Consider the following 24,562-nt stretch of genomic DNA (forward strand, 5'->3'; position numbering starts at 1 on the left):
TCAGTCGGACACTGGTGGGCGCCTTGGTGAGGGCATTGCAACCCCACGTCGCCGATCGCGGTGCTGTGCTACAGGTTCGGGTCGCGACAGCACACGGGATCGCACCTGAAGCCCGGGAGTCTTTCGAGCCCCCCGGGCTTCGGCCGGTCAGTAGTTTACGCGGAGCGTCGCGCCGAAACGGCGATCGACGACCGAATAGTCGCGCGGCCGGCTGTCCAACCCGAAGAACGTCTCACGCCGCGTGTTGAGCAGGTTGGTGGCATCCACCGACGCGGTGATGTTGGGCGTGACGTCGTAGCTGATCGAGGCGTCGAGCTGGCCGAACGCCCGGTCGTAGATCGGCAGATTGCCCGTCCCGCTGGCCGACGTGGTGCGGACGTAATCGTCGCGCCAGTTATACGCGACGCGCGCCGACAGGCCGTATTTCTCGTAGATGCCGACCAGATTGTAGCTGTTCTTCGACAGCCCCTCGAGCGGCACCGAGATCGGCGCGCCGGGGATCGCACCGGCGCTCGGATTGGGCGCCTTGGAGTCTACATAGGTGTAGTTGGCCTGCACCCCAAAGCCCGACAGCGGCCCCGGCAGGAAATCGAAGAACTGCTGATAGCCGACTTCGAACCCCTTGATCTTGCCGTTCGCGCCGTTGACCGGCCGATTGATCTGATATTGCGTGCCGTCGATCACCACCGGATCGTCCACGCGCGCGATGAAGCCGTTGACCGCCTTGTAGAATGCGGCCGCGTAGACCGAGCTGGTCTTGTTGAAATACCATTCGAACGAGACGTCGAGCTGATCGGCGCGCAGCGGCTTCAGATCGGGATTGCCCGACGAGCCCCGCCGGCTGACGGGATCGAACGTCAGGACCGAGTTGAGCAGATTGTAATCCGGTCGCGTCAGGCCCTTCGACGCGGCCAGACGCAGCTGCAGCGTCTCGGTGATCGGGAAGCGGATGTTCAGGCTCGGCAGGACCGAGGTGTAGCTGTTGGTCTGGTCGATCGGAATGGTCGGGCCGCCCGACGGCGTCTGGAAACCGGCGACGTTGGTCTTGGTATTCACGATGCGCACACCGAGATTGCCGTCAAACGGCAGAATGGTCTCGGACTTGAACCGCGCGACCCAATAGCCGCCGATCGTCTGTTCCGAGACGTCGTTGCGACCGGTCGGCAGATATTCCGGAACGGCGACCTGGCCATTGGGATAATAGGAGGCGAAGGTCTGGCGTACCGCGTTCAGATCGCCGCGGATCACGTCGAACGGCGGGATCAGGAAGCTGCCGAGCCCGGCCGCATCGCCGCGGAAGAAGTTCTTCACCGGCACGGGGTTGTAATAGCCGGGGATCGCCGAGAGCGGTGTACGCGGCACGCGTGGCGTATCGAACAGGTCGACATAGCCGAACACCGGATTTTCGACGACCGCGTTCAGCTTGGTGTACCGCACACCCGCCTTGATCGACGTGAAGAAGCCGCCATCCGTCTCATATTCGACGTCCTGCCGTACCGACCATTGGTCGTTGTGGCTGCGGCTGCTGGAATCGAGGATGTAGAGATAGGAGAAGTTCGCCGGATCGGTGAGGAAGCTGGGCGACCCTGCCCCGGTCACGCCGATCACGGGCAGTTTGCCGGTAATGTCGACGCTGAGCGTGTTGGGCTGGTCGCTGCCGACGCCGAGCGCGAAGAACTCGGTCTTCGTGCGGCTGTCGACATAGCTGACATCCGTGGTCAGCGTGAGCTGGCTCGACGGATTGAACTTGAGCCCGCCGGAATAGGATGCGGTCTTCGAACGGCGATCGCTGCGATAGGTATTGCCCTCGACGAACACGTTCTGGAACGTGCCGCTCTGGAACTCGCCATTCTCGTCGAACGAGAAGCTGCTCGCCGGCCCCGGCGTGATGGGCGCACCGCCGCGGCCGAACGGGTAGACGAGATAGCCGACCTGGTTGAATTTGTAGTTGGCATAGTCGAACTGGCCGTAGACTTCGAGATTGTCGGCAGGCTTCCACTGGACGGCCGCGGAAATGCCGATGCGGCGGCGATCGCCGACATTGTTGAACTGGCCGACGCCGTTGGGCACGATCACCGCGTCGGCGGCATCAGCCGTGCTGCCATTGCCGGTCCGATCGACGATGCCGGTGCGCAGCTGATAGGGCTCGATCGACAAGGCATCGGTGCGATAGCGCCGCGCTGGAGCGATCCGTTGAGCAGGAAGCCGATCTCGCCCAAACCGGTCTGGTAGGTGTCGGTGATCAGACCCGAGAACGAGGTCTTGGTCTTGTCCGCCAGATCGTGATGCGTGACACGCGCGCTGCCGCTGATCGTCGGCTTCGAAAAGTCGAACGGCATCCGCGTGCGCAGGTTGACCGTGCCGCCCAGACCGCCCTCGATCACGTCGGCGGCAGGGTTCTTGTAGACGTCGATCCCAGCGAGCAGTTCGGAGGGGATATCCTCAAGGCTGATCGTGCGGCCGTCGCCCGCGGTGAAATAGTCGCGACCGTTCAGCTCGGTACGGACCTGGGTCAGGCCGCGGATCGCGATCCGGCTGCCCTCGCCCTGGTTGCGCTCGATCTGGATGCCGCTGATCCGCTGCAGCGCCTCGGATACGTTGTTGTCGGGCAGCTTGCCGATGTCTTCTGCGACGATCGAATCGATGATCTGGCTGGCGTTGCGCTTGCGCGCCTGTGCGCTCCGAAGGCTGGCGCGGACCCCGGTGACCACGATGTCCGCATCCGCATTCGCATTCGCAACGTCCCCGCTCGGTGCGACGGTTCCCGCCTGCGCACCCTGATCGATCGGTGACGGGGCAACCTCTTCGGCCGTGTCGGGGACGATAGCGGGCGCCTGCTGGGCGCTCGCGGCTACCGTGAATGCCGAGACAATTGCGAGGGCAGATGCCCCGCTTGCCAGAGCCTTGAGCACACAAGCCGAACGGAATTTTACGCGGTTCAAACACCATCTCCCCAGGATACCGAACGGACCACCGCTCGAAATTTGTGCCGCATTTTGAGCCATGAAGCGCTCTGCGGTCGAAGTGTGGTATCGGTATCAATCGACGAATTGTCTGACAAGTCATATTTTTGGCGGAGAATTCGGTTGATCTATAGCCCAGACCTGCAATTATACGACAAATTTGCCGCTTTGGCGAAGTTTGCGGTACCACAACGGGCACAGACCCGCGGAGAGGATTTCGATGCATATCGCCCCAGCCTGTGTCGTCACGCAGCCGTCCGACGATTCCCGAAGCACGGTATCGCCGAGCTGGTCGCGCCTGATCGCGCGATTTGCCGTTGGGGTTTCGCTGGCGACGATTGCGACGAGCGGGTTCGCAGCGCCGATCGCGACGGTCGATCGCAACGGCAGCCTGGTTTCGATCGAGGCCTATGCCCCCAACATCGTCCGCGTGACGATCGCGACCGACCGCGGGCAGGTCGACGCCCCCCCGGGCGACGGTCCCAACGCCAAGCCCAATGCCGCAGGCTGGACGCACCGCAACGATGCAGGCGCCGATATCTTCACGTCCGCCGCGCTGTCGCTTTCGGTCGATGCCAAGCCCTGGCCCAAGGCCCCCACGCAGATGGAACGCTATTTCGCGCCATCGCTGCCGCCGGTGTCGGTGACGATCCGCAAGCCCGACGGCACGATGCTGACGCAGATGACCGGGTGGGAGATGGGGCCGCATACCGTCAACGGCGAAAAGACGTTCCGCGTCGGTGCAAGCTTCGCCTCCCCCGCCGACGAGCATTATTACGGGCTGGGCCAGAACCAGGAAGGCAAGCTCGACCTGCGCGGCCGCACGATCGACTGCCGCCACAATTACGATGCGCCCGCAGGTGAGACGGTCTGCGTGCCGTTCATGGTCACCAACAAGGGCTATGGCATCGTCTGGGACAATCCATCCTCGACCGTCGTGTCCCCCGGCCTCCACAGTGCGACGCACTGGCAGTCGGAAGTCGGCGAGCGCGTCTCGTTCTTCGTCATCACGGGCGCGACCACCGACGAGATCTATGCCGGCTACGCCACGCTGACCGGGACGACCCCGCTGCCGCCAAAGGCCGCGTTCGGGCTTATCCAAAGCAAGGCGCGGTACGAGACAGAGAAGGAACTGCTCGGCATCGCTGACGGGTATCGCAGCCGCGGCCTGCCGCTCGACATCATGGTGCTCGACTGGTTCTACTGGTCGCGCATGGGTCAGCTCGACATCGACCGCACCTATTTCCCCGACCCCAAGGGCATGAACGACAAGCTCAAGGCGATGGGGATGCATTCGATCATTAGCGTGTGGCCGCGGTTCGAAAAGGAATCGCGCTACTTTAATCTGCTGTCGAGCAAGTCCTGGCTGCTGAAGGACAAGGATGGCAACGCCGTCGACGGACTGCCGATCCGGTCCGATCGTGCAGGCGCCTTGCTCGACAGCACCAACCCCGATGCGCGCAACTGGTTCTGGGAGCGAATCCGCGACAATATCGCCAGCCAGGGCTTCGACTGGTTCTGGCTCGACGAGACCGAGCCCGATCTGGTGCCCGACGGCAGCTTCTATTCGATCGGCTCGGGCGACCGTTATCACAACGTCTTCCCGCTGCTCCACACGATGAGCGTCGCGGACGGGTCGGCACGGGATCGCCCCACGATGCGCAACCTGATCCTGTCGCGCGCCGCCTATCTGGGCGCCCAGCGCAATGGCGGGCTGTTCTGGTCGTCGGACATCAAGTCGACCTGGGAGGCGCTGCACCGGCAGGTGCCCGCCGGGCTCGGCTTCACCGCGAGCGGCATGGCCTATTGGGGCAGCGACATCGGCGGCTGGCAGTGGCCGAACGGGCCCAAGGCGACCCGTCCGGTGCTGCTCGATCCGGCGGGCGCGACCGCGATGGCGCCCGACTATGCGGATTATCCCGAGCTGTTCACGCGCTGGTTCGCCTATAGCGTGTTCACGCCGACCTTGCGGATCCACGGCCAGCGCCCCGCCACTGCGCTCTGGGAATATGGCACAGCGGCCGAGCCCGTTCTCGCGAACTTCCTGAAGCTGCGCTATTCGCTGATGCCCTATATCTATTCGCTCGGGCGCCACACCTATGAGAGCAATGCGCCGATGATGCGCGCGCTGTTCATGGATTTCCCGAACGATCCCAACGTCGCCGACATGGGCGATGAGTATATGTTCGGCCCCGCCTTCCTGGTTGCCCCCGTCACCGAACAGGGCAAAACCAGCCGCCAGGTCTATCTGCCAGCCGGGGCGGACTGGTATGATTACTGGACCAACCAGCGCTTTACCGGTGGGCAGACCGTCACCGCGAACGCAGCGATCGACAGGATCCCGCTGTTCGTGCGCGCCGGGTCGATCATCCCGATGGGCGTCCAGGTCCCGAGCACCGCGACGGCGCAGTCGCTTGAGGCCATTCGCGTCTATCCCGGCGCGGATGCCAGTTTCGCGCTCTACGACGACGATGGCGTGACCAATGACTATCGGACCAAGGGCGGACGCAAGGCGACCCTCCGCTGGGACGACAAGAGCCGGCGCCTGACCGCGTCGGGCAAGCTGCCGACCGGGCAGGACGCCGGGTCCCTGGTCCAGATCGTGGCACCGAAGTGATCGGTAGCCGCGTCGCCGCACGGCTCCTGACCGGGTTACCGACGGCAGCGCACGCGCGCTTTGACGGCGTGCCCGTCAGATCCGTCGCAACCCCGTGAGCAGCGACCTCAGCCGTCGGTCGGTGCTCGCCGGTATAGCTGCACTCGGACCCGCAACCCATGCGCTCGCGCAGAGCCCGATGGGGCTGGCGCGGGGCCCGGTGCAGCCGACGTGGCAGTCGCTGGTCGATCACTATCGCTACCCCGAGTGGTTTCGTGATGCCAAGCTTGGCCTGTGGTCGCATTGGGGCCCGCAATCGGTACCCGAGCAAGGCGACTGGTATGGGCGCTTCATGTACCTGCAGGGCCATCCAGCGTACGAACATCACCTCAAGACCTATGGCCATCCGACCCGATCGGGGATGATGGAGGTGATGAACCGCTGGACCGCAGCGCGCTGGGATCCAGACGCGCTGATCGCCCGCTATGCCAAGGCGGGGGCGAAATATTTCGTCTCGCTCGCCAATCATCACGACAATCTCGACTGCTACGACAGTCGCTATCACGCCTGGAATTCGCTGCGCGTCGGGCCGAAGCGCGACGTCGTCGGCATCTGGGAGAAGGCCGCGCGCAAGGCCGGGCTGAAGTTCGGCGTCTCGAACCATGCGGCGCATAGCTGGCACTGGTATCAGACCGCCTATGGCTATGATCCGATCGGGCCGCGCAAGGGACAGCGTTACGACGCGTTCACGCTCCGGGCCGCCGATGGCCACGGCACCTGGTGGGACGGGCTCGATCCGCAACAGCTCTATACGGGCGCGCACGCGGTCCTGCCGAACGGCATCGACACGATAGCCGCGATGAACGCCTGGCACGATGCGCATGACGGCCAGTGGATCGAGACCCCGCCGCCGAACGACCCGTCCTATGCCGCGAAATGGCTGCTGCGGCAGACCGACCTGATCGACAAGTACAAGCCGGACTTCTGCTATTTCGACGATTACGAGCTGCCGTTCGGCCCGATCGGGCTCCAGGCGGCGGCGGACTACTATAATCGGTCGATCGCCTGGCACGGCAAGATCGATGTCGTGCTGACCGCCAAGCAGTTGAAGCCCTATGCCCGGTTTGGCCTGGTGCAGGACGTCGAACGCGGCTTCACCGACCATCTGTGGGACGAGCCGTGGCAGACCGATACATGTATCGGCGACTGGTTCTACAATGTCGCGCGCCTGAACGACAAAAGCTACAAGACCGCCGAGCAGGTCATCCAGCGGCTTGCCGACGTGGTGTCCAAGAACGGCAATCTGCTGCTCTCGATCCCGCAGCCCGGCGACGGCTCGATCGACGGCGAGGAGGAAAAGATCCTCGACGGGATGAGCCGCTGGATCGCGATCAACGACGAGGCGATTTTCGGCTCGCGCCCATGGCGGATCTACGGCGAAGGCCCGACCAAGCTGCAGACGGGCATGCAGAACGAGCAGTCGTCGGGGGTGTTCACGCCGCGCGACGTGCGCTTCACCACGAACAAGGGCGCGCTCTATGCGCTGTTCCTCGGCTGGCCACGCGGCGACGTGACGATCGAGGCGCTCGCACGCCACCGCTTCGCCGACGGCGTCGTCGAGCGCGTAACGTTGCTCGGCGGCGACCGCATAGCGCACCGCCGCGACCCGCACGGCCTGCATTTCGCAATGCCCGCCGACCGCGGCGACGGCTTCGTTCCGGTCGTGAAAATTGAGGGCCGCGGCCTGATCTAGGGCGTCGGGTTTCTCGGTGCTCGGCCATTGCTCCCCCTCGAGCGGGCGTTCGAAGGTAGAATACGCGGTCGCCACCAGCTTCGCAGCCAGTTATATCCGGAGAAACCTGGGTAGCGCAGCGCCAAACTTATTGGCGGGGCGGGATGAAAGGATGACGAGGGGTGAGCAATCTGGACTGGGCGCGCCCGCTTGCCGAGCGTGCGCGGGTGGACTCAGCAACGTTCGAAGCCGAAATCCTCAACCGTGGTGAACCGGTAGTCCTGCGTGCTCAAGTCTCCACCTGGCCGTCGGTTGCGGCAGCAAGCGGCGGTGCCCGGAGCGCAGCGCAATACATGGAGAAGTTCGACGGTGGTGTCCCCGTTCAGGTGATGGCGGGGCGGCCGGAGATACAAGGCCGCTTCTTCTACGACGATGCCGTCCAGGGCTTCAACTTCAACCGTCAGATGGTTCCGTTGCAGTTGCTGCTGTCGGAATTGCTTCGGTTTGAAAACGATCCCGCGGCGCCCGTCCTCTATGCTGGGTCTGCGCCGACAGGACAGCTCCTGCCCGGCTGGAGCGAGGCAAACCCGCTCGACCTGACGCTGCCTGGCGCGAAGGCGCGGGTGTGGATCGGCAACGCGACGCGGATTTCGACGCATTACGACGGATCGGCGAACCTGGCGTGCGTCGTCGCGGGCCGTCGCCGCTTCCTCCTGTTCCCACCCGAGCAGCTCGAGAATCTCTATGTTGGGCCGCTCGATCATACGATGGCGGGGCAGCCGGCGAGCATGGTCGACCCCGATCAACCCGACCTGGAACGCTACCCGCGCTTTGCCGAGGCGATGCGCCATGCGCTGGTCGCGGACCTTGGGCCCGGCGACGCGATCTTCATTCCGGCACTGTGGTGGCATAATGTGCGCTCGTACGAGCCGCTCAACATATTGGTTAATTATTGGGCCGAAGGGCACGAGGCGACGAGCCCGTTTACCGCGATGATCCATGCGCTGATGGCGGTACGCGACCTACCGCCGCGCGAACGCGCGGTATGGCGGAAATGGTTCGATCACTATGCGTTCGACGACGCGGCCGAACGGGTGGCCGATCACCTGCCCGAGGCAGCACGCGGCGTGCTCGGGGCGGCGTCGCCATCGCGGACGGATCGCATCAAGCAGTATCTCCTCCACGCACTAGGCGCGCGATAAGCCTTCCCGGCGTCACCGCTGCCGGCCGGACGCAGGCCGCAGTGCGACCGATCTGGTCAAGGAACTGCTGGTGCGAGGGCATACGGTCGACCGCCAGCCGCATCGCATTTGCGATGTGCGTCATGCGCTTGTCGAGTTCGCCTTCGGGCAGCAGATCGGCGAGCGGATGGTAGCGCCTTGGAACAAGCCCCTGCCCGTGCATGACCGCGAGCCAGCTCGTCTCGCTGAACAGTTCATTGTCGTGGCGATATAGTCGGCCATTCTCGCGAAATATCGCGATGCGCTCTTCGAGCGACGTGGGCAACGCCATGCTTCGGCAGTACCGCCACAGCGGGGAGTCATCGCGGGTCGTGGTGGCATAATGCAGGATGATGAAGTCGCGCACCTGCTCATATTCGACACGCGTGCGGCGATTATAATAGTCGATGTCGTGCTGGTTGAAACGACGGTCCGGAAAGTTGGTGAGCAGGCGCGCAATTGCCGACTGGATCAGGTGGATCGACGTCGATTCGAGCGGTTCGAGAAAGCCGTTCGCCAGACCGAGCGCGACGACGTTGCGGTCCCAGGCCTTGTGCCGGACGCCGGCCTTGAACTTCAGGAAGTTCGGTTCCGACAGAGGATCACCGTCAAGCGCGGCGTTAAGCCCAGCGAGCGCTTCATCATCGCTCAGGTGATCGGAGCAGTAGACATAGCCGTTGCCGGTGCGGGACTGGAGCGGGATGCGCCATTGCCAGCCCGCCGCCTTGGCGGTGGCGCGGGTGTACGGAAGCGGGTCGGTGGTCCGGCGGCAGGCGCGCGCCACCGCGCGATCGCAGGGCAGCCAATGGCTCCAGTCCTCGAAGCCGGCGCCAAGCGCTTTGCTAATCAGGAGGCCGCGAAAGCCCGAACAGTCGATGAACAGGTCGCCCGCAACGCGGCTGCCGTCCTCCAGTGTCACCGCCTGGACATGACCATTGCCGCTGTCGAGGGCGACATCGACGATGCGCCCTTCGGTGCGCCGTACGCCACTGGCCTCGGCCCGCTCGCGCAGGTAGCGGGCGTAGAGCGAGGCGTCGAACTGGAACGCGTAACTGATCGTCCCGAGCGGCGAGCCGGCGCGGCTGTGGTCGGGACGCTGAAAACGCTGGGCCCGCGCGGCATCGGCGCCGATGCTGAATCGGTCCAGTTCGAGGGCCCCGCCGAGCTGGGCCTGACGAAGCCAGAAATGATGGAAGTGCAAACCCTCCATTTCCTGACCATAGGTACCAAACGGATGAAAATAGCGGTCGCCGATGCGACCCCAATCGACGAACTCGATCCCCAGCTTGAACGTCGCGGCCGTGCGGCGGACGAAGTCGTCCTCGTCGATCCCGAGCAGCCTATTGAAATATTGCAGGTGCGGGATGGTCGCTTCGCCGACGCCGACCGTCCCGATCGCCTCTGATTCGATCAGCTCGATCTCGACCGCGCGACCCAGGACGCGGGATAGGGCAGCCGCCGCCATCCAGCCGGCGGTGCCGCCACCGACCACAACGATCCTGCGAATGGCAAGTTCGTCCATCGCTCAGCCCTCCGTCGCGGCGCAGTAGGCGCGATGAAGCTCGCATGTGTCGGCATGCGCGATGCAGCGTCCTTCATCGCGACGCCATGGATTGCAGGCTGTTCGCCACGTCGCGCGCGGGCAGCGCCGCGACGATCGGATCGCACCGTTCGGGCATGATTCCCTGGCCCAGCATCACCGCCACCCAGCTCGGGCGGGCAAAAAGCTCGTCATCATAGCGGAAGATGCGCCCCGTTTCGCGGAACAATTCCATCTTGTGCCGGAGGCTGTCCGGCACGCTCATGGTCCGGCAATAGTGCCAGAACGGCGTATCGTCCCTGTTCGTCGCGACATAGTGCAGCACGATAAAGTCGCGCACCTGCTCGAATTTCTTCTGCATGTAGCGGTTATATTCTACTCTGAGTATATCGGGAATATCCCCGTTGGGGAAAAGCGATATGAAGCGGCTGATCCCTTCCTGGATCAGATACAGCGACGTCAACTCAAGCGGCTCCAGAAAACCAGCCGCCAACCCGATAGCGATACAATTGCCGCGCCAGAACTGCCGCCGGTGCCCGGCCTTGAAACGGATCGCGCGGGGCTCTGCGAGAAGCGCGCCCTCGACCCCCTTGCGCAGGACCCGCTCCGCTTCGTCATCGTCCATGAAGCTTCGACTGTAGATATGGCCATTGCCCACGCGGCGTTGTGTCGGGATCCGCCACTGCCAACCGGCGGGGCGCGCTGTGGACCGGGTATAGGGCGGGGGGGGCCGACATGTGCGCTCGGCACCGCCAGCGCGCTGTCGCACGGCAGCCACGCGCTCCAGTCGACGAAATCGATGTCCAGCGTCTGCCCGGTCAGCAGCGCGCGAAATCCCGTGCAGTCGAAGAAGAAGTCGCCCTTGACCTTCGCACCCGAGTCCATCGTCACGGCGGCGATGCCGTCGCCCTGCGCGGTCCGGTGAACCTCTTTCACCACGCCCTCGATGCGCTTGACGCCCCGCTTTTCGGCGTAACGCCGCAGATATCGCGCGTACAGCGTCGCATCGAAGTGATAGGCATAGCGAAGATGCGAGAACACCGATCGCGGGTTCGGGTCAGGCAAGGCGAAGCGACCCGCGCCGGCGGCAACCGCGGAGAGGCTGTAGTCCTCGATCGGCGCAGTGCCGCCATCCCTGTTCAAGCGCAGCCAATATTGGTGGAAGTCGATCCCCTCCATGTCGACACCGTGCTGGCCAAAGGGGTGAATGTAGCGGTCGCCCTTGTGACCCCAGTCGACGAACTCGATCCCGAGTTTGAACGTCGCCTCGGTGGCACGCATGAACTCGGCTTCGCTGATGCCGAGCATCTGGTTGAAGACTAGCATGTCCGGAATGGTGGCTTCTCCGACATCCACGGTGCCGATCGCATCGGACTCGATGACCGTGATGGACACGTCCTTGCTTTCGACAAGGCTGGAAAGCGCGGCGGCGGTCATCCAGCCGGCTGAGCCGCCGCCGACGATGACGATGGATCCTAGGGGGGCCTGCGTCATTTTCGTGGATCCTGGCGGAGATAGCGTTCCAGCTGCGTCATATAGACGTGGTTCGACGGCAACGCGGCGGCGGCAGTCGCGATTTGCTGTGCCGCATCGTCGAGATAGTGGCGGACCCGTTTGGCATCGGCGCGGTCCGCCAGGCGATCATGGCGTCGCGGACGTCGCCCGATACCGAAGTGCATGATCAGCCAGTCCTCGGGATGAAAGGGCTCGAGATCGTAGGAGACGAGCAACCCGCGTTCGGCGAACATCGCGAGCTTGTGCTCGAGTTCCGCGTCCGGCGCGTCGCGTGCCGCGCGCCAGAAATCGCTGTCCGGCAGGGCGGACGTTTCGAGAAGCGCGCGGGTGAAGCGCATCGCATGATCGTGATCCTCGCCATGCCTGCGGTTATATTCGCGTTCTTCGACGGTCATCGACGCGTCGAAACGGGGATCAGCGTCATCAGCCGTTCGATGTCGCGTTCGAGCAGCATCATGGGCGCCGGTGTGAGGGGCTCGACGATGCCGGCCGCGTGCCCGATACCGACACAGTTCCCCGCCCAGGCCCGACGGCGCCGCCCGAGCGTCGCAGACGCGCTCAGCCCGCCTCTCGCGTTGCACGACGCAGTTGCATCGGAGACCGTCAGCGATCGCGTCGACCCACGCAGCGGGGTCTGTGCCGCCCAGCCCTGGTCGTGAAACGAAACGCTGCGAACCGGCGGGCCAAGCCGGGCCTCGGCCACGTCGTCTGCGGAGATCTGCAGCGCGCGCCCGCCCAGCCACGCGGGATCGAGCCGGGATAGAAGTTCGGCCGACGGTCCGCTGCAATCGAGATACAGGTCGGCCGTCACCATGTCGGCACCATCGAGTGCGATGCCGGTGATCGCTCCGTCGCCCACCGCGACCCGGGTCAGCGCCCCCTTCAGATGGTGGATGCGGCCGGGCGGTACGGCGGCGGCGAAACACCGGGCGTGGCTTGCCGGGTCGAAATGGTAGCCATATTCCGCACGCGCCAGCGGCTGCTGACCGGCAGCACCAGGTGATCGCGGGGGATGCGCAAACGTGCCCCGGCTTCCGGCGACGGCACCGAGAAGAAACGGGTCGAGCCGCGTCATGCCCTGTTGTACCAGATACTGGTGCATCAGGACGCCGTCGATCACCGGCAGCGTCAGGTTGAAGCACTGGATCCAGGATCGCCCGCCTTCAGCCCAGTGCACATATTTGCTGCCCCAGGAAAAGGCGGCGGAACTGCCGAGTACGAGAGCGGGCTCGGTGACACCGGCCGCCAGGTTGAACGCATAGCTGCCTGGACCGGAGACGGTGCCGTAGAAAAGGTCGGCGCAGCGGTGATCCCTATCGATCTCTGCAAGCGTGATCCGCACCGTGTCCGGGAGCTGGCGCGCAAGCGTCGCCACCGTCATCCAGGCGGCAAGTCCTCCACCGCAGACCATGATGTGACTGACACCGTTTCCGTGGGTAAACGCAGCAGGTGACCCCGGTCCGTCGATCAAGCCCCGGCAACGGCCAGACGCGCCGCTCCTCCGCTTTCCCGGATAAACGCGGTGTGCTCGGGTGTCCGCCGTACCGCAGCATCTACCCTCGCGCGCACGTCCATTGCTCTTGCCGTCAGAGCATCGACGCTCATGCTCTCGACGCGCGGATCATGCCGGTCGGGAACGAGATTCTGACCCAGGAACACCGCGACCCAGCTCGGCGACAGGAAAAGGCCGAACTCGTACTGGATCAGGTGACCGCGGGTACGCCACGCGTCGATCCGCTCGGATAGACTGTCGGGCAGGCGGAGGTTGCGGAAATGCCGCCACATCTCGCTGTCGTCGCGTTGCGTTGCGACGTAATGCAGCAGCAGGAAGTCGCGGATGCGCTCATAGTGAAGGCCTATGCGGCGGTTATATTCCGCGATGTCGCGCGCCGCGAATCCCTTGTCCGGGAAGACCGCGAGAAGTTCGGTGATGCCATCCTGGATCAGGTTGATCGACGTCGACTCGAGCGGCTCGAGGAAGCCGCCTGCCAGCCCGATCGCCACGACGTTCTTTTTCCAGAACTCGCGCCGCCGCCCCGTCGTGAACGACAGCCGGCGCGGTTCAGCCTGCATCGGTGCGTCGAGCCCGGCAACGAGCTGGTCATGCGCCTCGTCATCGGAAATGAAGCTGCTGCAATAGACATGGCCGTTGCCGACACGGTGTTGCAGCGGGATCCGCCACTGCCACCCGGCGGTGCGTGCGGTCGCCCGGGTGAACGGGCGCAGCGCGCCATTGCTCTGCGTCGGGACCGCGATCGCCCGATTGCACGGCAGCCATGCGCTCCAATCGTCATAGCCGCTCTGCAGGGCGGTCTCGATCAGCAGTCCGCGAAATCCGGAGCAGTCGATGAACAGGTCGGCGGATAGCGTCGTGCCGTTCGTCAGCACGACATCGCGCACAAAGCCGGTTTCACCGTCCTGTACGACCCTGACCACCCTCCCCTCGGTGCGCGACACCCCCCTTTTCTCGGCAAAGCCTCGGAGAAATCGCGCATAGAGCCCCGCGTCGAACTGATAGGCATAACCAAAGGTCGACTCGACGGCGTCCAGGTCACCAGAGGGCCGTCGAAAGCGGCCCTGCTCCGCGGCGATGACCGGGTAACTATATTCGTCGATCCGGCTCCGGTCTCCCGATTGGCGCAGCTTCAGCCAGTATTGATAGAAGGGCACGTCGTTGGTCGTCGGCCCGAAATCCCCGAACGGGTGGATATATCGATCGCCGCGGCGGCCCCAGTCGCAAAACTCGATCCCCAGTTTGTAGGTGGCCTCCGTCGCCCGCATCATTTCCGCTTCGTCGATGCCGAGCGCGAGGTTGAATGCTCGAATATGCGGCAGCGTCGCTTCGCCAACGCCCACGGTGCCGATCTCGTCCGACTCGACCAAAGTGATCGCTATCGGGAGGCCCGCCAGCTTGGCCGCCAGGGCGGCCGCGGCCATCCATCCTGCGGTGCCGCCGCCGACAATGCAGATGCTGCTAATGTCAGACTGTTCTGCCACGAACGCCCACCACGTATCTTGCGGGTGCACCACAATATGGCATCGCCGCTGCCCCTCCTGTTCCCCGCGCCTATTGGCGCCTTACGCCTGATTAAAGCCTGAGCTCGGGAAGGCAAGCGCGGTCGCGAACGTCGGCAAGTGATTAAAAGACAAGCATTCTGTCGCAATATTCAGGTCTTGATTGTCGCAGAAAGCGGACGTAGCATTACTCTTACATTTGACGACCGGTCGTGATGAAGAGCTCAAAAGCTCAGATCACTCAGAAGCTGGCGCAGGTGAGGAGGAAGCCCGGAACAAACCGGACAAAGAGGGGATGCTGTGATGCAAAATTCGGTTTTTCCGGCGTTATCAAGCTCGACCAAGCGCTTTCTGCTTTCGACTTCGGCGCTCTCGATAGCGTTGATCGGGTCACCAGCCATGGCCCAGACGGTTTCGTCACCGGCAAACGAGCAGACCTCGCCGCCGAAATCCGGTTTGCCGGATACCGACCCGGCGACCGCGCCTCAGACGACCGAGCTCGACGAGACGACGACCGAGGACATCGTCGTAAGGGGCATCCGCGCCGCACTCGAAAGCGCGAAGGACATCAAGCGCAACGCCGACACGGTCGTCGACTCGATCACAGCCTCCGACATCGCCACCTTGCCCGATCTGTCGGTGGCAGAGGCGCTCGGGCGCGTCCCGGGCGTGACGATCTCGCGGTTCGCGACCGGCGGCGCGTCACCCGACTTCCCCTCACCCGAAGGCCAGGGCAACCTGATCCGCGGTCTGGGCTTTGTCCGCTCCGAGTTTAACGGCCGCGACGCGTTCAGCGCCAATGGCGGGCGCGTGCTCGATTTCTCGAGTATTCCGCCGGAGCTCATCGGCGCAGTCGATGTGTACAAGAACCAGACGGCCGATCTCATCGAGGGCGGCATCAGCGGCACGATCAACCTGCGCACCCTGGAACCATTCGATCGCCAGAAGCCGTTTCTCGCAATCTCGGCGGACAATACCTACACCGACCTTCGCAAAAAGTCGTCGCCGTCGGGCAGCATCACGGGCGGCAGCAGATGGAAGACGGGGATCGGTGAATTCGGCGTGGTAGCGTCGGTTTCGCGGTCAAAGCTGAGTTCGCGTATCAACGGCTGGCAGCAGAATTCGCCGTTTCCGCGCGTCCTCGACGCGACCGGCAACGTTCCGCAGACAAGCCTGACCGGCGCGGCGAAGCTGTCCGAGTTCACGGGCGTGGATCCGTCACGCATCCTTGGTACGACGCCGGGATTTCAGTTGCGTACGAACGACGTCGATCGTGATCGTCGAAGCTACTACGGCGCGCTGCAGTGGAAGAATGATACGCTGCAACTCACGGCCAAGTATATCCGGGTTGAGGAGGACACGGACAGCATCGAGCGGACGTTCGAGTGGTTCCCCGAGCACGATACGGGCACGACGGCAGGGATCAGCAATCTCAAGGTCAAGCCGGGCTTCGGATCTGATGGTGTCGCCATGTGCAGCGGCGCGGGCGGCTTCCCCTCGAACCCTGGCGACTGCGAGACGCTGATCCCAATTCGCGGCGGTCTGATGGAATCGGGCTTCGTCACCAACCGGATCGATGCCTGGACGGGCGCGGTGGGATCGCCGGTCGGATCGCTCGGCATCGGCAGGACGGAAGAGAGCAAGACCGAGGATTTCAGCCTCAATCTGCGGTGGCAGCCGACCGAACGCCTCCTGGTGACGGTCGACGGGCAATATACCAAGGCAAGCGCACGGCAGCGTCAGATCTGGGGCGGCTTCAACACCTATCTCGACTGGCAGATTGCGCCCGATCTCGATAACCCGCGGATCGCCTTTTCGGTCAACCCGGCCCATCGCTTCAATCCGGGCAATACGCGCTTCAGCGGTGACAGCGATGCCAATCCGCTCGCGTCGCCGACATCGTCCGGCGATCTGAACGGCGCGACCTGGCAATTCGCGGCCGACCAGTTCCAGGTCGGCAAGGGCGATCTCTACGCCTTCCGTGCCGATACCGCGTACGACGTGTCGGGGAGTGACGGACTTGCCGGCTGGTTCGACAGCGTCAAATTCGGCGGTCGCTACTCCGAGCGGAGCCAGACGAACTCGGAAATGGCGCTGAACTGGGGTGCAATCTCGCCTGCATGGGATGGTCGCGGCGGTTACGGCGTGGTCGGCACCTTTCAGGAGCCCACCAAGGCTGCAGAAGCCATCAGCTTCGCCAACTTCTTCCGGGGCGGCGTGGTCGAAGGGCCGAACCAGACCTTCGTCTTTGCGAACTCCGCACTTCTCAACGACTATTCCGCATTCCGCAAATATCTGAACGCAGAGCCGCAGCTGGCCAACGGCAATTACAACTGGGTGCCCAGGGGTACGGACGACGGCAGTAAATTCGGGGTCCCCATATTCCGCCCCGAGGACACGTCCAATATCACGGAGCAGACGGCGAACGCGTACGCTCGCCTTGATCTCAAGCACGAGTTCGACAACGGCATGTCGATCGCCGCAAACTTCGGCGTCCGATATGTCCGCACCAAATTGCGATCGACCGGGTTCCAGGCGTTCCGGCCGTTCGTGGCCGATGCCCAGACACCGGCGTTTGCCGACACCGATGGCGACGGGGTTCTTGAGCGGACCAGAACCGATGATGCGGAGAGCCGGGACGATCCCGCGGACTTCCTGCCCCAGTCGATCGCGTACGGCGCTCAGGCGGCCGTACCGATCAGCTTCAAGCAGACCAACGAGAACTGGCTTCCGTCCTTCAACCTGCGCTGGAATGTCGACTCGCAGCAACTCGTCCGGTTCGCGTACAGCAAGGGGCTAAGCCGGCCGAACGTACAGGATCTGCGCGCGTCGCAGGAATATGTCGTGACCACGAACCGCGTGAACTTCCCGCCGATCACCGATGAGAATGACCCGCTGTTCGGCATTGATCGGGGTGCGCAGAACATCACGGCAGGCGACATCCGCGTAAATCGCGGAAATCCGCTGCTGCGACCAACCACGGCCGACAGCTTCGATCTCTCGATCGAGCGCTATTTCCGCGGGGGATATTTCTCCGTCGCCGGATTCTACAAGAGCTTGTCCAATATCGTCACGAATGGCGATCTGGCGTTGGGAACGACGACGCTTGACGGGCAGACCGTCAATATCATCTACAACGGGCAGGTGAATCAGGCCAAGGCCAAGGTCAAAGGCATCGAGGTCAGCTACCAGCAGTTCTTCGACAAGTTACCGGGCGTGCTGAGCCATCTCGGCTTCCAGGGAAACTATACCTATATCGACTCGTCGACGACACCGCCTGCGAACGGCGTCGACAGTGATGGCGACGGTAACGTCGATGACCAGACGACCTTCTTCCGGTTCGGCGTCGATGATCTTCTCGGACAATCCGATCACATCCTCAACGTCGTTGGAATTTATCAGGACTCCGCGCTCGAGATGCGTCTGGCGTATAACTGGCGCTCGAAATACCTCACGACCTACCGCGACTATGTGACGGGCAACCCCGTCTACAATTCAGCGGCCGGGTTCCTTGACGCTTCGGTTCGATACAGGATCGGCCCCCTGACGCTGCGCACGTCGGTCGCCAACATCCTCGACACGAAGAGCAAGGCGCGCGTGCAAATCGACCAGAGCGGACAATTGTATGATCGGTTCAGTTTCCTGAACGATCGGCGAATCGTCTTCGGCATCCTGTTGCAGTATTGAGGCTATGCGATCGGGACGGTCGAAACCGTCCCGATCTTCTTTCGTGATGGAGGGCATGATGAAATATGCAGTCCTGATAGTAGCGGCGCTGATCTGCACCCCGGCTGCTGCGCAAAAGGGGTATAAGGCAGCGAAGGCGGCAAGTGACGTTGGTTATCAGTCGTCCGTTGCCGCCGACGGCAGGGTGACCATCGTCTACACCGGCGCAAAAGGCGCAAAGCCCGATGATGTCGCCAAATTCGCCATGTTGCGGGCGGCGGAACTCACCCAGGATGCGGGTAAGGAGTGGTTCGCCGTCATCAAGGCTGAGACGCGCGACCTTGCTGCCGGTGGCGGCTCCGACCTGCGCGACAAAACCGGCCCGAGCTTCTCAACAGGGACCGGCGCCAGCGCTTCGATGGGGTCGGCCAGTCAGGCGGGCAGCCCTCCAGGGGTGGCCGATGCAGCCGTGCCGAATGGCCCTACGACGGGTGGTTTTGGCGGCGGTGACGTTCCCTATCAGGTGTTGGAACGCTGGCGTCCGAGCCAGTCTGCACAGACCACGGTCGTGATCCAGATGGGATCGGGCGACCAGGCTACATTCCCAGGACTCAACGTGCAGCCGACAATCTATGCTGCTGCGGACGTGATCGAACAGATACGGGGAAAACGCAAATAACGAGCAGCGTGCCGATCGGACACCCTCGATCGACCGGTACATTGGTCGCTAACACACCCCCCCTTGGGGCGGCGCACGGCCGCCCCGTTTTCGTGGGACGCAGGCTCGGTCGGGTCGGGCGGCTCCGACTTTCGGCGATCGACTATCCGCGATCCTGACAAACCAATGCAAGAGAAAGCCAGCGGGCGCCGGATGAGACGCGCCCCGTTTTTCCCCTCGATTTGGAACCGGGATCCGCACTCGGAATGGACGGGTAAAGCAGCAAATCATTGGCATTCTGAAGACGGGCGCGGTGGTGACGCATGGGAAGCTATGGCAGAGAGGCCGGGAATGCAGGCGTTTGTTCGGCCGCATCTGCAGGTCAAAGCCCCCCCTGCCGAACGACCGCTCAGACAGTCGGCTCGCCGGTGAGATACGGATCGACCGGCACCTCCGCCGGAACCGATACCCGCGGCACCGCCCTTGACGCTGCCGCAGCGAGCCATTCGTCGCCGCCGTCCCTGCGGCGCGTGGAGCCGTCGCCGCGTGTCGAGACACGCCCGTAGATCGGTCGCTCGCGGTCCGATGGTGAGCCCGCGAACGTCGCGGCGATGTTGCCGTAGGTCGACGGGTCGCGACCGTCGAGGCTGAGCCGGTCGTTGAGATAGCAGGCGGTAGACCATGCCGCTTCCGGACTGGGCGTCATCGCGATGATGCGTTTGCCCCAGTACATCCGCAGGTTGTTGTGCATCCAGCCGTCGACGAGAAACTGCTTCTGGCAGGCGTTCCAGGTCTCGTCGCGCGTTTCGCCGTGAAGCATCGCGCTCAACGTCTCCAACTCGGGTCGGGGATCGGCGGCATGCTCTGCGAGCGTGTCGACTGCCCAGCCGGCGACGCGGTCGTAGCGCTCCGGCGCGGCTTGATCCCGCGCCTGGTAGTGGAACCACTCGCGCCATCCGAGAAGCTCGTCGGCGAACTTTGCCTTGTGCCTGCTACCTGCATCAGCCGCGACGACCGCGGCCATCACCTCGCCCGGGCCCAGCACACCAAAGTGCAGATAGGGCGACAATCCGCTGGCGCCGTCCGCGCGCGTGGCGTCGTTGCGCGCTGCGGCATAGCCGGGCAGCACCTCGGTCACCAGCCACCGCAGCCGTTCCTCTGCCGCGCTCCGGCCAGCCGGGTGCAGGTCGCTGACCGGCACCGTATGATCGATCGCGAGACTGGTCACCAGCGCGTCGAGATCGCATGTGTCCAACCTGTCCGGCGTGAAGGGCAGCGTCCCGGCGTAAGCGGGCTGTTCCGGCACCGCCTCCTCCGTCTCTACCCAGTTGGAGCGCTCGGGTTCGTGGCGTCGCAGGAACCCCGATCGTCCACGGATGTCGCCGCCCAGCACTACCGGGGGTACCAGGCACGCAGCCTCGACCGCATAGACCGGCGCCGCGGCGCGGGCAGCGACCCTATCGGACTGCCAGCGGGCGACAAAGGTCGGCTGGTCCTCCAGCACAATCGCCGCCGCATCGGCGCCAAGCCGGTGCACGAGACCTTTTTCGCGGTGCCCAGCCCGATCGACGTGGTGAACGCAGGCCAGACCACGCTTCGTGCACCCGGTACCAAGGTCGCGGCTCGCCGCCAGGATAAAGTGGTGCAGCCGGTCGGAGGCATAGGGATAATCCTCGCGCACGCCGTGGTACACCAGGACCGGCAAACCGAGCGCGTTGCCGAGCAGAATGCTCGCATCGATCACCGGATTGTCGCACGCTCGTAGCGCCTGCTGCAGCCAGCACAGGACGTAACGGCCGCTGACGTTCACCGCGCGGTCGTTCAGCACCCGCACGCGCGGGGCTTCTCGCCAGTCGCGAAGACCGGCAGGCAGAACGGCCGTCACCATCCCATGCTGCCCGGTATGCCTTTGAACGGCCCCACAAGGTCCGACGTGATCCAGCCGCCGTAAAATCCGCCGGGTTGCGGAACCACCTGCTCGCCGTCCACCGTGCATGTATCGAGCGGACCGGCGTAGAAAGCGACATGGTCGCGCAATACCGCAAAGGCCGGCGTCGGCTCCGGATAGCTCCACGCCACGTCGCGCAGCACTTCGGCGCCGATCGTCAGGTGCCAGTAGACTGCGTAGCCCTTCCACTCGCAGAACGAGCGTCGCTCCGAACGGCGAAGCAGGCCTGGGCTCAGATCGTCGGGCGGCAGGTACCAGCTTGGCGGATGGCTGGTCTCAAGCGTGCGAACAGCCCGGCGCGTATCGGCCACCAGGACGCCGCGATGCTCGATGCGGATCCACCGCTCGCTCGCTTCGGCAACGGCCGGGCGGGGAAAGCGCCACACGCTCTCCTGGCCGGGCGCGCGTGAAGGATCGCGGTCGTTGTCGCTCACCGGCGACGACCGAGCCAGATGCCGATACCCGCAAGGCCGAGGACCGCGATACCGGACGTCGCAGCTGCGACCTTGCGCCCCCGATGCGGATCGCGCCGCCCGCCATCCGGACCGGCGGGAACGCCGGGCTCGAACAATACCCCGTCGCTGTCGTCGCCGTCGGGTGCGCGCGCTGACCAGGTGTCGAGGAAGCCGCTCAGGATCGCCGCCAGCAGGTTCGGTGCCGCGAACTCCCCCAGCTTGAAGGCGATCGCCGGCGCGCCGACTGCGGTGAGATTGCGGGGTCGCGTCGCGAGCCCCACGACCGCCTTCGCTACCGTCTCGGGTGCGAGCGAACCCGGCGGCAACGAGAGCCGTGCGCCCGTATAGTTGCCGGCATGGTCGACGCCGGGCGTGTCGACGAAGGTCGGACAGACGTCGCATATATGGATGTGCGGGCGCTTCGACACCTCGCCGCGGAGTGCCGCACTGAACCCGCGCAACCCGAACTTGCTCGCCGAATAGGCCGCCGCATACGGCGTCGCGACGAAGCCGCCGGCCGAGATCATGTTGACCCAGGTGCCGCGATCCCGCGCGAGGAAGATCGGCAGCACCGCATGCACATCATTCATGTGAGCGACGAGGTTCACGTCGACGACGCGCGCATGGTCTGCGATCGGCACGTCTTCGTACCGGCCGAGCACGCCGACGCCTCGCAGCTGAACCACAGGTCGATGCCACCGAGCAGGCGCGGGCCTCGGCAGCGAATGTCGCCACCGCTGCTGCATCGGTACAGTCGACGGGTCGTACGCTGGCGTTCCCGCCCGCCGCGGCGCAGCGGCGTGCCACGTCGTCCAGCCCTTCCCTGCCGCGGGCACCCAGAACGACCCGTGCGCCCGCCGCCGCGAAGGCCACCGCCGTAGCCGCGCCGATACCGCTCGATGCACCGGTGATCACCACCCGGTGTCCAGCGAGTGGTTGGTCCGCGCTCATTGGACCATGCTCGGGGTGCTTGGCAGCACAGCGTCGGCGGGAGGACGCTGTCGCGTCGGATGGGCTGGCCTGTCATCATGCATAGCCTCTCAACGTTCTGAAGGCGCTGCGGTGTCCCACGCGCGCCGCAGAACCGATCTCACCGTATCGGGCTCGAGCTTCGAGAGGTGCTCTCACTACGGAATGCCGGTCGATTTGAACGTGACGCAGGTGCGTGCGTTGGTGTTGCTCGAGACGGGGCGCGCGCCCTTGGAACGCAAGGACACGAGATGGCAAAGCCCTTTACGATTGCAGTACCCGACGAGCGGCTCGCCGGCATCAACGCCAAGGTCGCATCGTTCGACTGGGGCGCGCTGCCGGACGCCGGAAGCTGGACGTCAGGGGTCGGGCTTGCGGATCTCAAGCGGCTCGTGGACCATTGGCGCATGCGGTTCGACTGGCGCGCGCAGGAACGTCGGCTGAATGCTCTACCCCAGTTCACGACGGAGGTGCTGGGCGAAAAGCTTCACTTCATTCATGCGCGGGGCGATGGGTCGCGCCCACCCCTGCTCCTGCTGCATGGCTGGCCGGGCTCGTTCATGGAATTCGAGGCGCTCATCGCGCCATTGGTCGCCGACGGCCATGACATCGTCGTGCCCTCGCTTCCGGGCTACGCCTTTTCCGGGCGCCCTGCCGCGCCGATCGGACCGCGCCGAACAGGCGCGTTGATGCACGGTCTGATGACCGAGCTTTTCGGTGATGCGCGCTATCTGGTGCAAGGTGGTGACTGGGGCGCGGCGATCGGGAGCTGGATGGCGCACGATCATTTCGAAGCCGTGGCCGCGCTGCACCTCAACATGGTTCTCCTTCAGGCGGCGGACATATCGCCGAAGACGCCCGACGAACTCGCCTGGGCGGCCCGACGTGCTACGCTGGCGAAAGAGGAAACCGGCTACGCGCACGAACAAGGTACGCGTCCGCAGACGCTCGGCATTGCCATGTCGGACAGCCCCGTCGGCGTTGCTGCCTGGATTCTGGAGAAGTTCGGCGCTTGGGCGGACGTGCCGCGTGATGAACACGGTAGGCCCGATCTCTGGCAGGCGTTCGACGAAGATACGCTCCTCACCAACATCATGCTGTACCTCGTCGAGGGGTCCTTCATCACGTCCACCTGGATGTATCGCGGCCGCATGCTGGAGGGTTCGGGCGAACTTCCGGCAGGCAGCCGTATCAAGGTGCCGACCGGCGTCGCAGCCTTCCCCGACCCCGTCTTCCCGCCTCCTCCGCGCTCGCAGGCGCGCAAGACCTACAACATCGTCCATTGGAGCGAGATGGAGGCCGGCGGCCATTTCGCGGCGCTCGAACAGCCCGGGCTCCTGCTGGCGGATATGCGACGCTTCTTTGCCGACCAGGCGTCCGCGAAGGCGCGCAGACGGCGTCGGATCGCCGGCGCGGCGGGTGTCGTCGGCGTTGCCGCCCTTGGATTTTGGACGTTGGCAGACAGTCATCGACGCCCGGACGATACCCAAGCCCGGCATCGCGCGACCTACCCGCCACTCGATGTCCCGAAAGTCTTTGCCGAGGGTGTCTGGATCGTCGACAGCGGACCAATAAACGCGATGGGGATAGCGCTGCCCGTGCGCATGACGATCATCCGGCTCGAAAATGGCGATCTCCTTCTGCATTCGCCGACCCCCTATTCGGCCGAGCTGGCCAAGGCGATCGAAGCGCTGGGACGGGTACGGCATCTCGTTGCCCCCAACATCGCGCACTGGACCTACATTGCCGATTGGCAACGGGCCTACCCGGATGCGACCACCTGGGCTGCGCCAGGACTGCGGGACCGGGCACAGGTCCGCGCATCGTCGGTGCGGTTCGATGCCGAACTCGGTGGCACGGCCCCGGCGGAATGGTCGGACACGCTTGATCAAGGCATGGTGCCGGCAGGGGCTGGCTTCAACGAGATTTGGTTCTTCCACCGGCAGACCAGGACGCTCGTACTCGTCGACCTCATCGAAAACCTCGATCCTGACAAGCTGCCGCCTGTCACGCGGCTATTGATGCAGGTCTCCGCTGCCACGGACGGCACGACCGCACGGTACCTTCGGCTACCAGTACGGCTAGGCGGCGCGGACGCCAGAAACGCGGTGCGAGCGATGGTGGCGCTCGAGCCGGACCGGGTGATCTTCGCTCATGGTCAGCCGTTCGATACCAATGGTGCGGCCCGACTGAAGCGTGCTTTTGAATGGCTGATCTAGGCCAGCGTTAGTGCACCTTGAGCGCGTAACTGCAGCGCTGCATCGCGCACCTGCCCAACGCGATCG

18 protein-coding genes and 1 pseudogene are annotated in these 24,562 nt (G+C 64.3%); 6 read left to right on the plus strand and 13 right to left on the minus strand.

Annotated features, from left to right (window positions below):
* Positions 1-147: 147 nt before the first annotated feature.
* On the minus strand, positions 148-2,157 hold the full coding sequence (locus NI18_RS01480) for a TonB-dependent receptor (protein ID WP_052148910.1): 2,010 nt from the start codon (positions 2,155-2,157) through the stop codon (positions 148-150).
* Positions 2,073-2,942 (minus strand): TonB-dependent receptor plug domain-containing protein, encoded by an 870-nt coding sequence (locus NI18_RS21945; protein ID WP_157840468.1) that lies wholly within the window; start codon positions 2,940-2,942, stop codon positions 2,073-2,075. The genes NI18_RS01480 and NI18_RS21945 overlap by 85 nt, the downstream gene beginning before the upstream one ends.
* A gap of 241 nt (positions 2,943-3,183) precedes the next feature.
* Here NI18_RS21945 and NI18_RS01485 point away from each other — a divergent pair, with 241 nt between their 5' ends.
* From NI18_RS01485 to NI18_RS01495, 3 genes are all read left to right on the plus strand, one after another.
* Positions 3,184-5,580, plus strand: a complete 2,397-nt coding sequence (locus tag NI18_RS01485) for a TIM-barrel domain-containing protein (protein ID WP_084214933.1) — start codon at positions 3,184-3,186, stop codon at positions 5,578-5,580.
* A 178-nt stretch (positions 5,581-5,758) separates the two neighbouring features.
* Positions 5,759-7,312 (plus strand): alpha-L-fucosidase, encoded by a 1,554-nt coding sequence (locus NI18_RS01490; protein ID WP_081874375.1) that lies wholly within the window; start codon positions 5,759-5,761, stop codon positions 7,310-7,312.
* Positions 7,313-7,473: 161 nt separating this feature from the next.
* Positions 7,474-8,493 (plus strand): cupin-like domain-containing protein, encoded by a 1,020-nt coding sequence (locus tag NI18_RS01495; RefSeq protein WP_037527568.1) that lies wholly within the window; start codon positions 7,474-7,476, stop codon positions 8,491-8,493.
* On the opposite strand, the gene NI18_RS01500 is transcribed toward NI18_RS01495, so the two are convergent.
* The 7 genes and pseudogenes from NI18_RS01500 to NI18_RS25420 all read right to left on the minus strand — a co-directional run bounded on the left by NI18_RS01500 (position 8,456) and on the right by NI18_RS25420 (position 14,982).
* Entirely contained in the window at positions 8,456-10,033 is a 1,578-nt protein-coding gene (locus NI18_RS01500; protein WP_052148912.1) for a tryptophan halogenase family protein, read from the minus strand. The genes NI18_RS01495 and NI18_RS01500 overlap by 38 nt on opposite strands.
* Before the next feature lie 73 nt (positions 10,034-10,106).
* Positions 10,107-10,829: a tryptophan 7-halogenase gene (locus tag NI18_RS26200; RefSeq protein WP_347574780.1), complete on the minus strand. Its 723-nt coding sequence runs from the start codon at positions 10,827-10,829 to the stop codon at positions 10,107-10,109.
* Positions 10,826-11,545: pseudogene (locus NI18_RS26205) on the minus strand (FAD-dependent oxidoreductase); the annotation flags it as partial. The gene NI18_RS26200 and the pseudogene NI18_RS26205, both read right to left, overlap by 4 nt.
* Entirely contained in the window at positions 11,542-11,961 is a 420-nt protein-coding gene (locus NI18_RS01510; protein ID WP_037527572.1) for a tryptophan 7-halogenase, read from the minus strand. The gene NI18_RS01510 and the pseudogene NI18_RS26205, both read right to left, overlap by 4 nt.
* Complete coding sequence (locus NI18_RS01515; RefSeq protein ID WP_084214935.1) at positions 11,958-12,977, minus strand: tryptophan 7-halogenase; 1,020 nt, start codon at positions 12,975-12,977, stop codon at positions 11,958-11,960. Before NI18_RS01515 ends, NI18_RS01510 begins: the two co-directional genes overlap by 4 nt.
* A 56-nt stretch (positions 12,978-13,033) precedes the next feature.
* The gene (locus tag NI18_RS01520; protein WP_342211167.1) at positions 13,034-14,596 is read right to left on the minus strand and encodes a tryptophan halogenase family protein; all 1,563 of its coding nucleotides are present in this window, start codon (positions 14,594-14,596) and stop codon (positions 13,034-13,036) included.
* A 209-nt stretch (positions 14,597-14,805) separates the two neighbouring features.
* Positions 14,806-14,982, minus strand: a complete 177-nt coding sequence (locus NI18_RS25420; protein ID WP_197975285.1) for a hypothetical protein — start codon at positions 14,980-14,982, stop codon at positions 14,806-14,808.
* On the opposite strand from NI18_RS25420, the gene NI18_RS01525 reads away from it, so the two are divergent.
* Both NI18_RS01525 and NI18_RS01530 read left to right on the plus strand, forming a co-directional pair.
* A complete protein-coding gene (locus NI18_RS01525) occupies positions 14,981-18,268 on the plus strand; it encodes a TonB-dependent receptor (RefSeq protein ID WP_052148914.1) in 3,288 nt (1,095 codons plus the stop codon). The two genes, NI18_RS25420 and NI18_RS01525, sit on opposite strands and share 2 nt — an antisense overlap.
* A 58-nt stretch (positions 18,269-18,326) precedes the next feature.
* Positions 18,327-18,926 (plus strand): hypothetical protein, encoded by a 600-nt coding sequence (locus NI18_RS01530; protein WP_128082015.1) that lies wholly within the window; start codon positions 18,327-18,329, stop codon positions 18,924-18,926.
* A gap of 388 nt (positions 18,927-19,314) precedes the next feature.
* Here the strand turns inward: NI18_RS01530 and NI18_RS01535 are convergent, their stop codons facing one another.
* Genes NI18_RS01535 through NI18_RS26210 form a run of 4 tightly spaced genes read right to left on the minus strand, consistent with a single transcriptional unit; the run spans position 19,315 to position 22,259 of the window.
* A complete protein-coding gene (locus tag NI18_RS01535; protein ID WP_037527581.1) occupies positions 19,315-20,793 on the minus strand; it encodes a deoxyribodipyrimidine photo-lyase in 1,479 nt (492 codons plus the stop codon).
* Complete coding sequence (locus NI18_RS01540) at positions 20,787-21,287, minus strand: DUF427 domain-containing protein (RefSeq protein ID WP_037527583.1); 501 nt, start codon at positions 21,285-21,287, stop codon at positions 20,787-20,789. Before NI18_RS01540 ends, NI18_RS01535 begins: the two co-directional genes overlap by 7 nt.
* Complete coding sequence (locus tag NI18_RS01545; protein ID WP_306286163.1) at positions 21,284-21,994, minus strand: SDR family NAD(P)-dependent oxidoreductase; 711 nt, start codon at positions 21,992-21,994, stop codon at positions 21,284-21,286. Before NI18_RS01545 ends, NI18_RS01540 begins: the two co-directional genes overlap by 4 nt.
* Positions 21,891-22,259: an SDR family NAD(P)-dependent oxidoreductase gene (locus NI18_RS26210; RefSeq protein ID WP_306286164.1), complete on the minus strand. Its 369-nt coding sequence runs from the start codon at positions 22,257-22,259 to the stop codon at positions 21,891-21,893. The genes NI18_RS01545 and NI18_RS26210 overlap by 104 nt, the downstream gene beginning before the upstream one ends.
* A 269-nt stretch (positions 22,260-22,528) precedes the next feature.
* Here NI18_RS26210 and NI18_RS25425 point away from each other — a divergent pair, with 269 nt between their 5' ends.
* Positions 22,529-24,496, plus strand: a complete 1,968-nt coding sequence (locus NI18_RS25425) for an alpha/beta fold hydrolase (protein ID WP_084214938.1) — start codon at positions 22,529-22,531, stop codon at positions 24,494-24,496.
* Positions 24,497-24,562: the final 66 nt, after the last annotated feature.

Origin of the sequence: Sphingomonas sp. Ant20, from assembly GCF_000783375.1 — a bacterium.
Taxonomy (GTDB): domain Bacteria; phylum Pseudomonadota; class Alphaproteobacteria; order Sphingomonadales; family Sphingomonadaceae; genus Sphingomonas; species Sphingomonas aerolata.